This is a genomic window from Streptomyces roseoviridis, assembly GCF_039535235.1.
Taxonomy (GTDB): domain Bacteria; phylum Actinomycetota; class Actinomycetes; order Streptomycetales; family Streptomycetaceae; genus Streptomyces; species Streptomyces roseoviridis.
In genome coordinates this window covers 2567825-2581445 of the sequence record NZ_BAAAWU010000001.1, presented here as the reverse complement: position 1 = coordinate 2581445, position 13621 = coordinate 2567825, and the positions used below count along the sequence as shown (strand labels likewise).

The 13621-nt window shown below is 72.4% G+C and carries 14 protein-coding genes and 1 pseudogene; 8 read left to right on the top strand and 7 right to left on the bottom strand.

All coding sequences use genetic code 11. The features are described 5' to 3' along the window. Positions 1 to 31 precede the first annotated feature (31 nt). From sigE to ABD954_RS11395, 5 genes are all read left to right on the top strand, one after another. Positions 32 to 790: an RNA polymerase sigma factor SigE gene (sigE, locus tag ABD954_RS11415; protein WP_345485811.1), complete on the top strand. Its 759-nt coding sequence runs from the start codon at positions 32 to 34 to the stop codon at positions 788 to 790. Continuing rightward, positions 787 to 1479 carry an anti-sigma factor family protein gene (locus tag ABD954_RS11410; protein ID WP_345485810.1) on the top strand — a complete coding sequence of 231 codons (693 nt, stop codon included), beginning with the start codon at positions 787 to 789 and terminating at the stop codon, positions 1477 to 1479. The genes sigE and ABD954_RS11410 overlap by 4 nt, the downstream gene beginning before the upstream one ends. Before the next feature lie 85 nt (positions 1480 to 1564). Beyond that, positions 1565 to 3265, top strand: a complete 1701-nt coding sequence (locus ABD954_RS11405) for a S1C family serine protease (RefSeq protein ID WP_345485809.1) — start codon at positions 1565 to 1567, stop codon at positions 3263 to 3265. 91 nt (positions 3266 to 3356) lie between these two features. Then, a complete protein-coding gene (locus tag ABD954_RS11400; RefSeq protein ID WP_345485808.1) occupies positions 3357 to 3833 on the top strand; it encodes a sec-independent translocase in 477 nt (158 codons plus the stop codon). Between the two features lie 73 nt (positions 3834 to 3906). Beyond that, on the top strand, positions 3907 to 4509 hold the full coding sequence (locus ABD954_RS11395) for a hypothetical protein (protein ID WP_345492096.1): 603 nt from the start codon (positions 3907 to 3909) through the stop codon (positions 4507 to 4509). Between the two features lie 123 nt (positions 4510 to 4632). Here the strand turns inward: ABD954_RS11395 and ABD954_RS11390 are convergent, their stop codons facing one another. Genes ABD954_RS11390 through ABD954_RS11380 form a run of 3 tightly spaced genes read right to left on the bottom strand, consistent with a single transcriptional unit; the run spans position 4633 to position 7659 of the window. After that, positions 4633 to 5766: an Mrp/NBP35 family ATP-binding protein gene (locus ABD954_RS11390; protein ID WP_345485807.1), complete on the bottom strand. Its 1134-nt coding sequence runs from the start codon at positions 5764 to 5766 to the stop codon at positions 4633 to 4635. 44 nt (positions 5767 to 5810) lie between these two features. Next, a complete protein-coding gene (locus ABD954_RS11385) occupies positions 5811 to 6386 on the bottom strand; it encodes a DUF1003 domain-containing protein (RefSeq protein WP_345485806.1) in 576 nt (191 codons plus the stop codon). Next, a complete protein-coding gene (locus ABD954_RS11380; RefSeq protein ID WP_345485805.1) occupies positions 6379 to 7659 on the bottom strand; it encodes a magnesium transporter MgtE N-terminal domain-containing protein in 1281 nt (426 codons plus the stop codon). Before ABD954_RS11380 ends, ABD954_RS11385 begins: the two co-directional genes overlap by 8 nt. Before the next feature lie 220 nt (positions 7660 to 7879). Between ABD954_RS11380 and ABD954_RS11375 the strand changes: the two genes are divergently transcribed. Then, positions 7880 to 8668, top strand: a complete 789-nt coding sequence (locus tag ABD954_RS11375; RefSeq protein ID WP_345485804.1) for a hypothetical protein — start codon at positions 7880 to 7882, stop codon at positions 8666 to 8668. Between the two features lie 130 nt (positions 8669 to 8798). On the opposite strand, the gene ABD954_RS11370 is transcribed toward ABD954_RS11375, so the two are convergent. From ABD954_RS11370 to ABD954_RS11355, 4 genes are all read right to left on the bottom strand, one after another. Beyond that, complete coding sequence (locus ABD954_RS11370; RefSeq protein ID WP_345485803.1) at positions 8799 to 9383, bottom strand: hypothetical protein; 585 nt, start codon at positions 9381 to 9383, stop codon at positions 8799 to 8801. Beyond that, entirely contained in the window at positions 9358 to 9756 is a 399-nt protein-coding gene (locus tag ABD954_RS11365) for a PadR family transcriptional regulator (RefSeq protein WP_345485802.1), read from the bottom strand. Before ABD954_RS11365 ends, ABD954_RS11370 begins: the two co-directional genes overlap by 26 nt. Positions 9757 to 9882: 126 nt before the next feature. Further along, positions 9883 to 10404 (bottom strand): hypothetical protein, encoded by a 522-nt coding sequence (locus ABD954_RS11360; protein ID WP_345485801.1) that lies wholly within the window; start codon positions 10402 to 10404, stop codon positions 9883 to 9885. A gap of 104 nt (positions 10405 to 10508) precedes the next feature. Beyond that, the gene (locus tag ABD954_RS11355; RefSeq protein WP_345492094.1) at positions 10509 to 11654 is read right to left on the bottom strand and encodes a magnesium and cobalt transport protein CorA; all 1146 of its coding nucleotides are present in this window, start codon (positions 11652 to 11654) and stop codon (positions 10509 to 10511) included. A gap of 425 nt (positions 11655 to 12079) precedes the next feature. Between ABD954_RS11355 and ABD954_RS11350 the strand changes: the two genes are divergently transcribed. Together ABD954_RS11350 and ABD954_RS11345 are read left to right on the top strand one after the other, a co-directional pair. Further along, positions 12080 to 12670: a suppressor of fused domain protein gene (locus ABD954_RS11350; RefSeq protein WP_345485800.1), complete on the top strand. Its 591-nt coding sequence runs from the start codon at positions 12080 to 12082 to the stop codon at positions 12668 to 12670. Positions 12671 to 12917: 247 nt separating this feature from the next. Further along, positions 12918 to 13557: pseudogene (locus ABD954_RS11345) on the top strand (DUF6758 family protein). Positions 13558 to 13621 lie beyond the last annotated feature (64 nt).

Here is a 13621-nt window from a genome sequence, read left to right as displayed (position 1 = left end):
TTCTTATCCGGAGCTAACGGGCGAGGTGGCTATGGTAGGGGCTCCACTGGACACCACCAGAGCCGACAGGGGAGGTGCGGCTGCGCCTGTGACCAGGCGAGGAGCGCTTCGACGCCTCCTCAGGTCGGCAGGTGAGCCGAAATCCGTGACCGACACCGCTGACCGTTTCCACACCGCCGACTCCGCACCCACCACCGCGACCTTCGCCTCGGATGCGGAATCGCAGGCGTGGACCCCTCCCAGCTGGGAGGAGATCGTCAGCACGCACAGCGGTCGGGTCTACCGCCTCGCCTACCGCCTCACCGGCAACCAGCACGACGCCGAGGACCTCACCCAGGAGGTCTTCGTCCGGGTCTTCCGCTCGCTGTCGTCCTACACGCCGGGCACCTTCGAGGGCTGGCTGCACCGCATCACCACGAACCTGTTCCTGGACATGGTCCGCCGCAAGCAGCGCATCCGCTTCGACGCGCTCGCCGACGACGCCGCCGAGCGGCTGCCCAGCCGCGAGCCGTCCCCGCAGCAGGCCTTCAACGACACGCACTTCGACGCCGACGTGCAGCAGGCCCTGGACACCCTCGCGCCCGAGTTCCGCGCCGCGGTCGTGCTGTGCGACATCGAGGGCCTCTCCTACGAGGAGATCGCCGCGACCCTCGGCGTGAAGCTCGGCACCGTCCGCAGCCGCATCCACCGCGGCCGCTCCCACCTGCGCAAGGCGCTCAAGCACCGCTCGCCCGAAGCACGTGCGGAGAGGGCGTTCGCCGCCGTCGGCTGGGAGGGCGGAGCGGCGTGAGCGGTACGAGTCCGTCACCCACCCCCGCGGAACAGCACCTCGGGGACCGGCTTGCCGCGCTCGTCGACGGTGAGCTCGGTCATGACGCCCGCGAGCGGGTCCTCGCCCACCTGGCCACCTGTCCCAAGTGCAAGGCCGAGGCGGACGCCCAGCGCACCCTGAAGAGCGTCTTCGCGGCCAGCGCGCCCCCACCGCCCTCGGAGGGGCTCCTCGCACGCCTCCAGGGGCTGCCGGGGGGACCGCCTGACCAGGGGGGGAGCTTCGACGACCTGCTGCGCCGGGGCGGCGTGTCCGCCGACGGCTTCGCCACGGCGGCGCCGGTCACCCCGGACACCGGCTTCCGCATCCACGAGGTCGGCGACCGTTCGCCGTGGCGGGGACGGCGCTTCGCCTTCGCGGCGGCCAGCGCGGTCTCCTTCGCCGCGATCGCGCTGAGCGGCACCCTGTCCCTCGACACCTCGCGCGGCGGCCAGGGCACCGGCAGCAACGTCACGCCGCTGCGGGCGCCGGCCACCTTCGCGTCGGGCTCCCGTCGCGAGCAGACCCCGGAGACCACGCCCCCGTCGGTCGTCCCGGCCCGGCTCGAACTCTCCCCGTTCATACGCCCGGTGAGCCCGGCGCTCCGGCTCTCCTTCGAGCCCGGCCCGTCCCCGAGCGCCACCCCTGCCCCCGGGCCCTCCCACCGCTGAGCGGCGACCTGGTTGAATCCAGGGGCAGGGGCGCGCCGTCGACGATCCGAGCGGTGCGGACAGGGTCATCTGTTGCGGGGAGAGCATGAAGAACGGGAAGCCGACCTGGTGGAGCCGGCCGTCGTCCACACCCACCACGCCGCCCGGCGCGCCCGCCGACCCGGCCGGGGACAGCGACTTCACCCTCGCCGCCCCGGCCCCGGCACCGGACGCGGCCACGACGCCCGCCCCGGCACCGGCCTCAGCTCCGGAGCCCGGCGCCGGGGCACCCGCGCCGGTCGCGACCGCGCCCGCCGGGGCACCCGGGTCCGACGCACCCGTGCCCGCCGCGGCCCTCGCGCCCGCCGTCGCGGACCGGGCCCCGGAGACCGTGCCGGCTCAGGGCGCGGCACCCGGGCCGGGCCCCGAGCAGGACGCTGACCCGGCGCCCGCGCCCGTACCGTCGCAGACCGCGCCGCAGCCGCTGCACGCCCCCGATCCCTACCGGACGCCGCCCTACGGCGAGCCCGGCCCGTGGGCGCCCGCACCCCCGGTCCAGCGGCCCCTGCCGCCCGCCCCGCCGGTCCCGGCCCCGGGCCCCGTCGCCGCCCAGGCGGCCCCGCCGCCGCCCGGTGCGCCGCTCTACGACCCGTGGAGCGCCCACCCGGCCACGGCCGAGGGCAAGGCGCCCAGGAAGCCGCGCCGCGGCCTCGCGCTCGCCGGCGCGCTCGCGTTCGCCCTCGTCACCGGCGTCATCGGCGGCGGCGTCGGCGCGTACATCGAACGGCACGGCGGCATCACCACCGTCGAACTGCCCCAGGCCGGCCCCCAGGACTCCGGCCGCGCCCCCGGCAGCGTCGCCGCGATCGCCGCCCGTGCCCTGCCCGGCGTCGTCACCATCCACGTCAACGGTGCCGGCTCCTCCGGCACCGGCACCGGCTTCGTCCTCGACACCCGCGGCCACATCCTCACCAACAACCACGTGGTGGACGCCGCCGCCTCCTCCGGCGAGATCTCCGTCACCTTCAGCAACGGCGACTCGGTCCGCGCCAAGCTCATAGGCCGTGACACCGGCTACGACCTCGCCGTGATCCAGGTGTCCGGGGTCTCGGGCCTCAAGCCGCTGCCGCTCGGCAACTCCGACGGCGTCCGCGTCGGCGACCCCGTCGTCGCCATCGGCGCCCCCTTCGACCTGTCCAACACCGTCACCTCCGGCATCATCAGCGCCAAGGAACGGCCGATCACCGCCGGCGGCGAGAAGGGCGACGGCAGCGACATCAGCTACGTCGACGCCCTCCAGACCGACGCCCCCATCAACCCCGGCAACTCCGGCGGCCCGCTCGTCGACTCCCAGGGCCAGGTCATCGGCATCAACAGCGCCATCCGCGCCGCGGGGAGCGGCCCCGGCGGCGAGGGCGGCGCCCAGTCCGGCTCCATCGGCCTCGGCTTCGCCATACCGATCAACCAGGGCAAGCGCGTCGCCGAGGAACTCATCAACACCGGCAAGGCCACCCACCCGGTCATCGGGGTCAGCCTCGACATGCAGTACACCGGCGACGGCGCCCGGGTCGGCGAGAAGGGCAAGGGCGGCACCGCGTCCGTCACGCCCGGCGGCCCGGCCGACAAGGCCGGCGTCCGGCCCGGCGACATCATCACCAAGGTCGACGGCCAGCGCGTGCACAGCGGCGAGGAACTCATCGTCAAGATCCGCGCCCACCGCCCCGGCGACCGCCTCCAGCTGACCCTGACCCGCGGCGGCAAGGAGCAGACCAAGACGTTGACCCTCGGTTCCTCCTCCGGCTCCTAGCCGCCATGTGGAGGACACCGCGCGGTACCCGCCGGACGGTTTCGGCGGGTACCGTGGACCGGGCCCGGGAACGGCGTGAAGGAGCTACAGGGTGTTCAGCGACATAGGCGCGCTCGAGCTGGTGACGCTCGTGGTGCTCGCCGTGCTCATCTTCGGCCCCGAGAAGCTGCCGAAGGTGATCCAGGACGTCTCCCGCTTCGTCCGCAAGGTCCGCGAGTTCTCGGACAGCGCCAAGCAGGACATCCGCAGCGAGCTCGGTCCCGAGTTCAAGGACTTCGAGTTCGAGGACCTCAACCCCAAGACCTTCATCCGCAAGCAGCTCGCGGAGAACGAGGACCTGAAGGAACTGAAGGAGCTCCGCTCCACCTTCGACCTCAAGAAGGAGATGAACGAGGTCGCCGACGCCGTCCACGGCCGCGAGGCACAGGCCGCCGCGCCCGTCGCCCCCGCGGCCGTCGGGGGTGCCTCCGGCACCGAAGGTCACGGCGGAGGCAGCCCCGACCTGCTGAAGAAGCAGGACAAGAAGGACGGGGACGAGCGCCCGCCGTACGACGCGGACGCCACCTGACGACTGCCTGTCACCGATCCACCGCGCTTCGGTGGCTATCCTCCGTCTGTTGACTGATGAGGAGGCGGCCGAGATGAAGACGACGAGTCGGGTGGAAGCCGAGGGCTTTCTGCGCGCACCCTTCGCCTGGTACGGGCTCGACGAGGCGTTCACCGGCCCGCGCCGGCTGATGCAGATCGGCACGGCGGCGGACGGCACCGTCCAGCACGGCTCGCTGGGCCACGGTGACGAGCCGTCGATAAAGTCCGAGGCCGGCGGCGCCGAGAAGGAACGGTTCGCGGTCGTCGTGACCGTCGCCGCCAACCCCGTACGCCGCACCGGTGACGGCACGGGCGTCCTGGAGGCCACCACGGTCTCCTCCGCGGCCTGGCTGGCCGGCTCCGGCCTGCTCGCCCACACCTGGCCCGCCCAGCTCGACCACGTCCTGCGCGACAACTGGCTGGACCAGCAGACGGAGACCGCCTTCGAGCTGGCCGACGACCTCGACGGCCCGGCCTGGTCCACGCTCTCCCTGCCCGTGGACGGCGTGCCGGTGCCGTTCCACTACCGCGAGTCCGAGTTCGGCTGGGTGCTCGCGGGATCGGCGCCGGGCGTGCACATCGGCGCGTACGGGCGGGGCATGAGCGCGTACGGGCTGGGCTTCGCGCAGGTCAAGGACCTGGGCGCGTACACCTGACGTGACGGCGGGTACGAGGAAGGGGCACCCCGTCCGGGGTGCCCCTTCCTCATGAGCCGCAAAGCCGCTCGTGAGCCGCTCGCCCTCTGCTCGTGAGCCGCGCGACGGCGGCTCGGAGCACGCTCAGAACTTGTTCCGCGGCGTGATGCCCAGGCTCATGCCCGACAGGCCGCGCTGGCGGCCGCCCAGCTTGCCGGCGATCGCGCGCAGGGCCGCACCCGCGGGCGAGTCGGGGTCCGTCAGGACGACCGGCTTGCCCTCGTCGCCGCCCTCGCGGAGGCGGACGTCGATCGGAATGGCGCCGAGCACCGGGACGGACGCGCCGGTGGTCTTCGTCAGGCCGTCGGCGACCTTCTGACCGCCGCCCGTGCCGAACACGTCGACGATCTCGTCGCAGTGCGGACACGGCATGCCCGACATGTTCTCCACGACACCGACGATCTTCTGGTGGGTCTGCACCGCGATCGAGCCGGCCCGCTCGGCGACCTCGGCCGCCGCCTGCTGCGGGGTGGTGACGACCAGGATCTCCGCGTTCGGCACCAGCTGCGCGACCGAGATCGCGATGTCACCGGTGCCCGGCGGCAGGTCGAGCAGCAGCACGTCCAGGTCGCCCCAGTACACGTCGGCCAGGAACTGCTGGAGCGCGCGGTGCAGCATCGGGCCGCGCCACACCACCGGCGCGTTGCCCGGAGTGAACATGCCGATCGAGATGACCTTCACGCCGTTCGCCGACGGCGGCATGATCATGTTCTCGACCTGGGTCGGACGGCCGTCCACGCCCAGCATGCGCGGCACGCTGTGGCCGTAGATGTCGGCGTCCACGACACCGACCTTCAGACCGTCGGCGGCCATCGCCGCCGCCAGGTTGACCGTCACCGAGGACTTGCCGACGCCGCCCTTGCCGGAGGCGACCGCGTACACCCGGGTCAGCGAGCCCGGCTTGGCGAAGGGGACCTCCCGCTCGGCCGTCGTGCCGCGCAGCGCGGCCGCGAGCTCCTTGCGCTGCTCGTCGCTCATCACGTCCAGCGAGACGTCGACGCCGGTGACGCCCTCGACACGCGAGACCGCCTCCGTCACGCGCTGGGTGATCGTGTCGCGCATCGGGCAGCCGGAGACGGTGAGGTAGACCGTGACGGCGACCGTGCCGTCGTCACCGATCTCCACCGACTTGACCATGCCGAGCTCGGTGATGGGTCTGTTGATCTCGGGGTCGTTCACCGTCGCCAGTGCTTCGAGCACCGCGTCTTCCGTAGCCATACGGACGATGGTACGGCGCCGACCACCGGCGCCGGAAAGCCCCGTCAACGGTCGGGTACGTCACTGTGCCGATCGCCGTCCGCCGGGAATAGATCCCGGCGCTCCCCGTCCCGGGACTCCAGCTCCTTCAGCATGTCCTGCAGCTCCGAGCGCATCCAGTCGCGCGTCGCCACCTCGCCCAGGCCCATGCGCAGCGCCGCGATCTCCCGGGTCAGGTACTCGGTGTCGGCGATCGACCGCTCGTTCTGCTTGCGGTCCTGCTCCAGGTTCACCCGGTCCCGGTCGTCCTGCCGGTTCTGCGCCAGCAGGATCAGCGGCGCCGCGTACGAGGCCTGCAGGGACAGCGCCAGGGTCAGGAAGATGAACGGGTACTCGTCGAACTTCAGCGACGGCGGGGCGAAGACGTTCCACAGCACCCACACGACGATGGTCAGGGTCATCCAGACCAGGAAGCGCCCGGTCCCCAGGAAGCGGGCGATCCGCTCCGACAGCCGCCCGAAGGCCTCCGGGTCGTACTCCGGCAGCAGCCTCGCCCGCCGTTCGCGCGGGAGGTCGAGCCGGATCCGAGGCAATGCCGGGCGGTCCCGCTCCCGGTCCCGTTCCTGCGCGCGCTCAGCCACCGGCCACCCCCTCCTCGTGGAACTCCGTCTCCCGCCAGTCGTCCGGCAGCAGGTGGTCGAGCACGTCGTCGACCGTCACCGCTCCGAGCAGCGAACCGCTCTCGTCCACCACCGCCGCAGCCACCAGGTTGTAGGCGGCGAAATAGCTCGTGACCGCCGGCAGCGGGGTGCCCGGGGCCAGCGGCGGCAGATCGCTGTCCACCAGCGCGCCGACCAGCGTGAACGGCGGGTCCCGCAGCAGCCGCTGGAAGTGCACCGTCCCCAGGTACTTGCCGGTCGGCGTCTCGTCCGGCGGCCGGCACACGTACACCTGCGCCGCCAGCGCGGGGGACAGGTCCTGCTGGCGCACCCGGGCCAGCGCGTCGGCGACCGTGGCGTCCGGGCGCAGCACGATCGGCTCCGTCGTCATCAGACCGCCCGCGGTCCGGTCCTCGTACGCCATGAGCCGGCGCACGTCGGCCGCCTCCTCCGGCTGCATCAGCGTCAGCAGCCGCTCCTTGTCGGCCTCGGGGAGCTCCGAGAGGAGGTCGGCCGCGTCGTCGGGGTCCATCGCCTCCAGGACGTCGGCGGCCCGCTCCTCCTTCAGCTTGCCGAGGATCTCGATCTGGTCGTCCTCCGGCAGCTCCTCCAGGACGTCGGCGAGCCGGTCGTCGTCGAGGGCGGCGGCGACCTCGGCGCGCCGCTTCGGGGACAGGTGGTGCAGGACGTTCGCCAGGTCGGCGGGGCGCAGCCGCTCGAAGGTCGCGACCAGGTTCTCGGCGCCCTGCCCGTGCTCCTCCAGGGAGAAGCCGGAGACGGCGGACCACTCCACGGTCAGCGTCTCGCCCTTGCGGCGCAGCGCCCCGCCCTTGCCGCGCCGCACGAAGACCTTGTCGATCTCCCACTCGCGGCGGGCGGGCAGCTGCCGGATGGACACGTCGAGGACGGTGACCTCCTCGGCCTCCCGCCCGTCGGGCCCGACCAGCCGCACCCGCCGGTCGAGGAGCTCGCCGAGCACGAGACGCTCGGTCGGACGCTGCTCGAAGCGGCGCATGTTGACCACGCCGGTGGTGATGACCTGCCCGGACTCGACCCCGGTGATCCGGGTCATCGGGACGAAGACGCGGCGCCGCGACAGCACCTCGACCACCATGCCGAGCAGCCGCGGGGGCCTGCGCCCCACCCGCAGCATGGCCACCAGGTCCCTGACCCGGCCGACCTGGTCGCCGACCGGGTCGAAGACGGGAACCCCGGCGAGATGGGAGACGAAGATGCGGGGGGCGCCTGCCGCCATGCCACGCGCCTCCTCGGTGCCGCACGATTCGGGTCGATGTCGGGCCGTCGTCCCGCTTGCCGGGTTCAGGCTAGCCCGTACCGGTGCGCCGCGCTTCGGCAGAGCCCCCGTCCGGCTGCCTGCGGAGCCGTCTCCCGGCCCGGGTACGCTGCGGTCTGCCGCCCCCCACCGGCACCGGTTTCCACCGGCCCGTCCCCCCATCGACCCGAGAGGCGCCCAGGTGACCGTCCTCCGTCCGTCCTCGCGTATCCGCGGGGCCGTCCTGCCGCTGGCGCTCAGCGCCGGTCTCCTGTCGGGCCTGACCGCCTGCGCGGCCGACCCGGACGAGGGGACGAACGGCGTGGGGAAGCTCGAACCGGCGGCCATCGAGGAGAAGGCCCAGTCGGCGGCGGACGCGGCGAAGGCCGTACGGCTGTCCGGCACGCTCGTCAGCAAGGGCGGCACGTACAAGCTGAACATGCGGCTCAAGCAGGACGGCGCCGCGGGCTCGGTGACCACGAAGAACAGCACCTTCGAACTGCTGCGGGTCGGTGAGGCGCTCTACCTGAAGGCCGACGCGGCGTTCTGGGAGCACGAGGACACGCCGTCGAAGAGCCCCTCGGGCTCCGGCTCCGGCTCGGACACCGGATCAGAGGCCGCCGACAAGCTCGACGACATGTACGTGAAGGTGCCCCAGGACGACCCCTCCTACAAGCAGCTGCGCGGCTTCACCGACATGGACCTGCTGCTCGACGGGCTGATCGGGCTGCACGGCGACGTCGTGAAGGGCGACTACGACAAGATCGGCGGCATCCGCACGGTCAGCGTCAAGGGCGGCGCCGACGGCGAGGGCGGCTCCCTCGACGTCTCCCTCCAGGGCACCCCCTTCCCGCTGCGCTTCGCGCGCGGCGGCGGCGCCGGCGTGGTCATCCTGTCCGAGTGGGACAAGGACTTCCCGCTGGCCGAACCCGCGAAGGGCCAGACCCTGGACTACGGCAAACAGCTGCCGCGCACGTCGGGGGACGACTAGGACACCACGTCCGTTGCCGACCGGCGGGAACGGACGCAGCTGTTCCCGCTCCGCATCCGTCACGTGACCCCGCCCCTGCCTGGGACGACGAGACAACAGATGGACAGTCACACGATCGGCCGGGCGGGTCCTAGCTGACGCCGGGCGCGGTGTTCTTCCTGCTCCGCGCATCGGCGACGGCGTACGGAAGCCCGGGAAGGAGCAGCACCGGGGCCGCCCAGAGCGGCAAGGTGAACAGTTCCCCGTCGCCGCCCAGCCATGAGGAGAGCAGCGCTGCGGGCAAGCCGACGGCGAGGGCGACCGCCAGGCTCCTACCGAGCCCCAGGCTGCCGCGCCGCAGCTCCCAGGCGACCGTGACCGCTGCGACGACGGTCCAGAAGGCGACGTCGTTGACGCTCACGACCCGTTCGGTGGTCCACCGGAGCAGACACGTGCCCAGGAGCAGCCAGCCGATCACGAAACAGACCATCGCCGCCGTACGCAGCAGCCGGCGGGCGAACGGAGTGCGGGCCCGGGCCCAGGAGGCGGCGAACTCCTTCACGTCGCTGCCCACGACGTCCTGGGGTGTGCGGCCCGCGGCCACCGCGTCGTCCAGATGGGCGGAGAGCTCGTCGAGCATCTCCCGGATGGATCCGTCGTCGATGCCCCGGTACTCCCAGTTGCTGCGGCAGACCGCGAGTATCTGCTGGTCAGTCATGGCTTGCTGGTCCGTCATGGTGCGCTTCCCCCGTGGGTTCGGTAGCGGTCAGGATCCGCCCCACACGCCCGCTGAAGGCGTGCCATACGGTCCGGCCGCTCGCCAGTTCGACACTTCCCGCTTCGGTCAGGCGGTAGTACTTGCGCGGGGCGCCACCGCTGGCCGACGGGGCGCGGTACGAGGAGATGAGCCCCTCCCGCTCCAGCCGGGTGAGCAACGGGTAGATACTGCCTTCGCTCACGAGATCGAGCCCGTTGTCGGCGAGTGCCGCCACGAACTCGAAGCCGTAACGCGGCCGTTCGGCGATCAGCGACAGCAGGCACAGGTCGAGCACTCCGCGCAGCAGCTGACTACGACGCTGGTCACCAGTAGCGGGCAGCCCCTTTGTCATGCGGTACAAGATAGTCAGCCATTGTCATGCGCCGCAAGATACTTGCGGCGCATGACAATGCTCCGGGGCGCGGGTACTCGTGGGGGTCCGGCTCCGTACCTGACCGGCCGGACACGTCCTAGCTAGCTAGCCGTCTGCCTTCCGGCGCTTCCTTCTGAACAGCAGCTTCGGCAGGCCCGCCGGGACCGGGCGGCGGGTGATGCCCGGGGAGGGCAGCGGGGCGGCGGCCAGCGAGCCGTCCGGGAGGTCGGTGGTCGACGACCGGGGCTCCAGGCGCACCACCCGGCACTCGCGGGCCCAGCGCTCCGGCATCGCCTCGCCGTCGGAGGCGTTGAGGCGCTTGCCCTTCAGCTCGGCGACCGCCGCGTCCCACTGCTCCGTGCCCGGCGCCACCTCGCGTACGGCGGCGGTCCACGCGACGATGCGGCCGCCCTTGTCCTTGCTGCGCACGGTGACCTCGGCGGTGCCGCCGTCCACCAGGCCCGGCAGCGGCTGCTCGCCCGGGCCGTCGCCGACGACGTGCGCGGCGCCGTCGTGCCAGACGTGCCACAGCGCCCGGGCGGCGGGAGCCTCACCCCGTACCCAGATGAGGCCGGACTTCTTGGTGGCCTCCTCGACGAGGGCGGGCCCGAGCGACTGATCGGTCATGGCCGAAGCCTATCGAGAGCCCCCGGAGCCACCGCCCTCCGGAGCGGCCGCGGGCGGAGCCACCGTCCCCCGGAGCACCGTCCCCGCAGCCACCGTCCCCGGAGCTACAGCCAGCCGTTGCGCTTCAGGGTGCGGTGGATGGCGAAGCAGATCGCGGCGATGCCGCCGAGCACCATCGGGTAGCCGTAGCGCCAGTGCAGCTCCGGCATGTGGTCGAAGTTCATGCCGTAGACGCCGCAGACCGCCGTCGGGACGGCGACGATCGCCGCCCATGAGGTGATCTTGCGCATGTCCTCGTTCTGCGCGACCGTCGCCTGCGCCAGGTTGGCCTGGAGGATCGAGTTGAGCAGTTCGTCGAAGCCGACGACCTGCTCCTGGACGCGGGCGAGGTGGTCGGCGACGTCACGGAAGTACTTCTGGATGTCCGGGTCGACCAGCCGCATGGGCCGCTCGCTGAGCAGCTGCATCGGGCGCAGCAGCGGTGTGACCGCCCGCTTGAACTCCAGCACCTCGCGCTTGAGCTGGTAGATCCGGCCGGTGTCGGTGCCGCGCGTCGAGCCCTTCGCCGGCGGCGAGAAGACGTCGATCTCGATCTGGTCGATGTCGAGTTCGACCGCGTCGGCCACCGCGATGTAGCCGTCGACGACGTGGTCGGCGATGGCGTGCAGGACCGCGGACGGGCCCTTGGCGAGGAGCTCCGGCTCGCCCTGGAGGCGGTGGCGGAGGTTGCGCAGCGAACCCTGACCGCCGTGCCGGACGGTGATGACGAAGTCGGGCCCGGTGAAGACCATCACCTCGCCGGTCTCCACCACCTCGCTGGTGGCGGTGAGTTCGGTGTGCTCGACGTAGTGGATCGTCTTGAAGACGGTGAAGAGGGTGTCGTCGTACCGCTCCAGCTTCGGCCGCTGGTGGGCGTGCACGGCGTCCTCGACGGCGAGCGGGTGCAGCCCGAACTCGGCGGCGATACCGGCGAATTCGGCCTCCGTCGGCTCGTGCAGACCGATCCAGGCGAAGCCTCCGCTCTCCCGCACCTGACGCATCGCGCCGCGCGGGGTCAGGCACGCCCGGTCGTCGACGCGGCGCCCGTCGCGGTAGACGGCGCAGTCGACGACGGCGGTGGCGGCCGTGGGGTCGCGGGTGGCGTCGTAGTTGGCGTACGGGGAGCTGCCGGCGCCGGCGCCGGAGGTCTTGCGCAGGGGGTGCCGCAGGGAGGGGCGGACGGCGGCGCGGAGGTCGCGGATCATCGACATGGCGTGCTGCTCCTTCACGGAGAGGCCGTCGGCGAGCGTGGCACAGCCCGGAATGGGGACGGGGATGACGTCGTCCACAAAGCGGGCGGCACCGGAGGATCGCGGTGACGGCGTTCGCTACAGACAGGCAAAAAAGAGGTGTGCTCTTCCGTCGTGCGCGATGCCGGAGAGGAGAGGCCGTAAGACCGTCAGACCTGAATCACCGGAGGGAGGAACGCACCGGGCTCGGGTGCGGTGCGGCGGAAGAGCGGCTGGTACTGCCCGATCGACTTCGATCCATCGCAGTCCCACCTCCTCCGGCCGGTCCCTCGTGAGGGATGACGTGTGACGAGCAGTCGGGAGTCCCGACCAGTGGCCAAGACTATCAGTCGACCGAGGGTCAATCCCTTCCTTTGCCCGTTCCGTACGCGCTTTATGCTCGCCGCATGGGAGAAATTCTTGCGCTGGTCGAGGCCCGGCTCCGTACGGCCCTCGGCGAGCCGGACGCACGGGCCGCGGTCACCTTCCTCGGCACCGACCGCATCGAAGTGCTCCGCTTCGTCGACACCGACGCCGGTCTCGTGCGCTACGCGACCCTCGGCATGTCCGCCCAGCCGATGGCCGACCCGACCGCCGTGCTCGCCGACCCGGTGAAGGGCCCCCGCGCCGAGCTGGTGCTGTCCGTACGGGCCGGGCTCGCCGACACCGACAAGGTGCTGCGCCCGCTCGCGGTGCTGGCCGCCTCCCCTCAGGTGGAGGGCGTGGTCGTCGCGCCCGGTGCCTCCCTCGACGTGGGCGAACCGCTGTGGCCGGGCGCCCCCTTCAGCTCGGTGCTGGTGGCCGAGTCCGGCGGGCTCGTGGAGGACCTGGATCTGGGGGAGCCCATGGACCCGGTCCGCTTCCTGCCGCTGCTGCCGATGACGTCGAACGAGGCCGCGTGGAAGCGGGTGCACGGCGCGCAGGCGCTGGAGGAGCGCTGGCTGGCGAACGGCACGGACCTGCGCGATCCGCTGCGGCGCTCGGTGAGCCTGGACTGAGACGACGGACCGGCCGACCGACGGACCGGGGGACCGGCGCTCCTGCCGACCGGCGGACCGGCCGACCGGCGCACCTGCCGACCGGCGGACCGGCGGACTGAGGGGGCATGCGGACCGGAGGAGGGGGGCAGGTCCGGTGCCGCGCGGCGACCCGCGCGCCGACGGAGGGTGAACGGCTCCGGCCGGACGGGTGATCATCCGTGGTCGTCCTTGACGCGGGGCTCCGGTGGTAGGACCGTTGAGCCCTATGAGGGGCGAACCCAGTTGCCCGAAGTGCGGTGGCCGGGTCAGGGCGCCCGGTCTCTTTGCCGACTCGTGGCAGTGCGACGTGCACGGCTCGGTGCACCCGCTGCAGCCCGTGATCCCACCCAGCGTCGAGGCCCTCGGTGTCGTGGTGCACCGGGCCCACGTGCCGGTGTGGATGCCGTGGCCCCTGCCCGTGGGATGGCTCTTCACCGGGGTCGCGTACGCCGGTGACGATCGCAGCGGGGGGGCGCGCGACGGCCGTCGCCTGCTCGGGGCCCGGTCCGCTCGGCGGCATCGGGGAGCTGCTGCTCGTGGCCGAGGAGCTCGGCGTCGGGCTCGGGGCCCGGTACGCGGGCATCGACGGACCCGATCCGGGACCCGGCATGTCGATCGACAAGCCACCGCAGGTCAAGGTGCTCGCCGCCGGCCGGCCCACCCCGCTCTGGCACGTCAACGGCACCCCGCAGGACCGCGCGGTCTTCGCGGGCGAGGCCCGCGGGCTCTGGCTGTGGGCGATCGTCTGGCCCGAGCAGTCCGGCCTGCTGATGTACGACGAGCTGGTCCTGACCGACCTGCGGGACGCGGGCGCGGAGGTCGAGCTGCTGCCCTGCGGGGCGCTGACGCCGAGACTGCTGTCGTGAGGCCCCGGGCCCAGGGGCGGGGGTAAGGGGCGACGGGTTCACCGGAACCGTACGGGCGTGTTCG

Coding starts and splice junctions, on each gene's coding strand:
- ABD954_RS11365 (WP_345485802.1), bottom strand. CDS start 9,756: ATGACAAAGGGGCTGCCCGCTACTGGTGACCAGCGTCGTAGTCAGCTG.
- ABD954_RS11405 (WP_345485809.1), top strand. CDS start 1,565: ATGAAGAACGGGAAGCCGACCTGGTGGAGCCGGCCGTCGTCCACACCC.
- ABD954_RS11360 (WP_345485801.1), bottom strand. CDS start 10,404: ATGACCGATCAGTCGCTCGGGCCCGCCCTCGTCGAGGAGGCCACCAAG.
- ABD954_RS11380 (WP_345485805.1), bottom strand. CDS start 7,659: ATGGCGGCAGGCGCCCCCCGCATCTTCGTCTCCCATCTCGCCGGGGTT.
- sigE (WP_345485811.1), top strand. CDS start 32: ATGGTAGGGGCTCCACTGGACACCACCAGAGCCGACAGGGGAGGTGCG.
- ABD954_RS11390 (WP_345485807.1), bottom strand. CDS start 5,766: ATGGCTACGGAAGACGCGGTGCTCGAAGCACTGGCGACGGTGAACGAC.
- ABD954_RS11370 (WP_345485803.1), bottom strand. CDS start 9,383: ATGACGGACCAGCAAGCCATGACTGACCAGCAGATACTCGCGGTCTGC.
- ABD954_RS11350 (WP_345485800.1), top strand. CDS start 12,080: ATGGGAGAAATTCTTGCGCTGGTCGAGGCCCGGCTCCGTACGGCCCTC.
- ABD954_RS11395 (WP_345492096.1), top strand. CDS start 3,907: ATGAAGACGACGAGTCGGGTGGAAGCCGAGGGCTTTCTGCGCGCACCC.
- ABD954_RS11355 (WP_345492094.1), bottom strand. CDS start 11,654: ATGTCGATGATCCGCGACCTCCGCGCCGCCGTCCGCCCCTCCCTGCGG.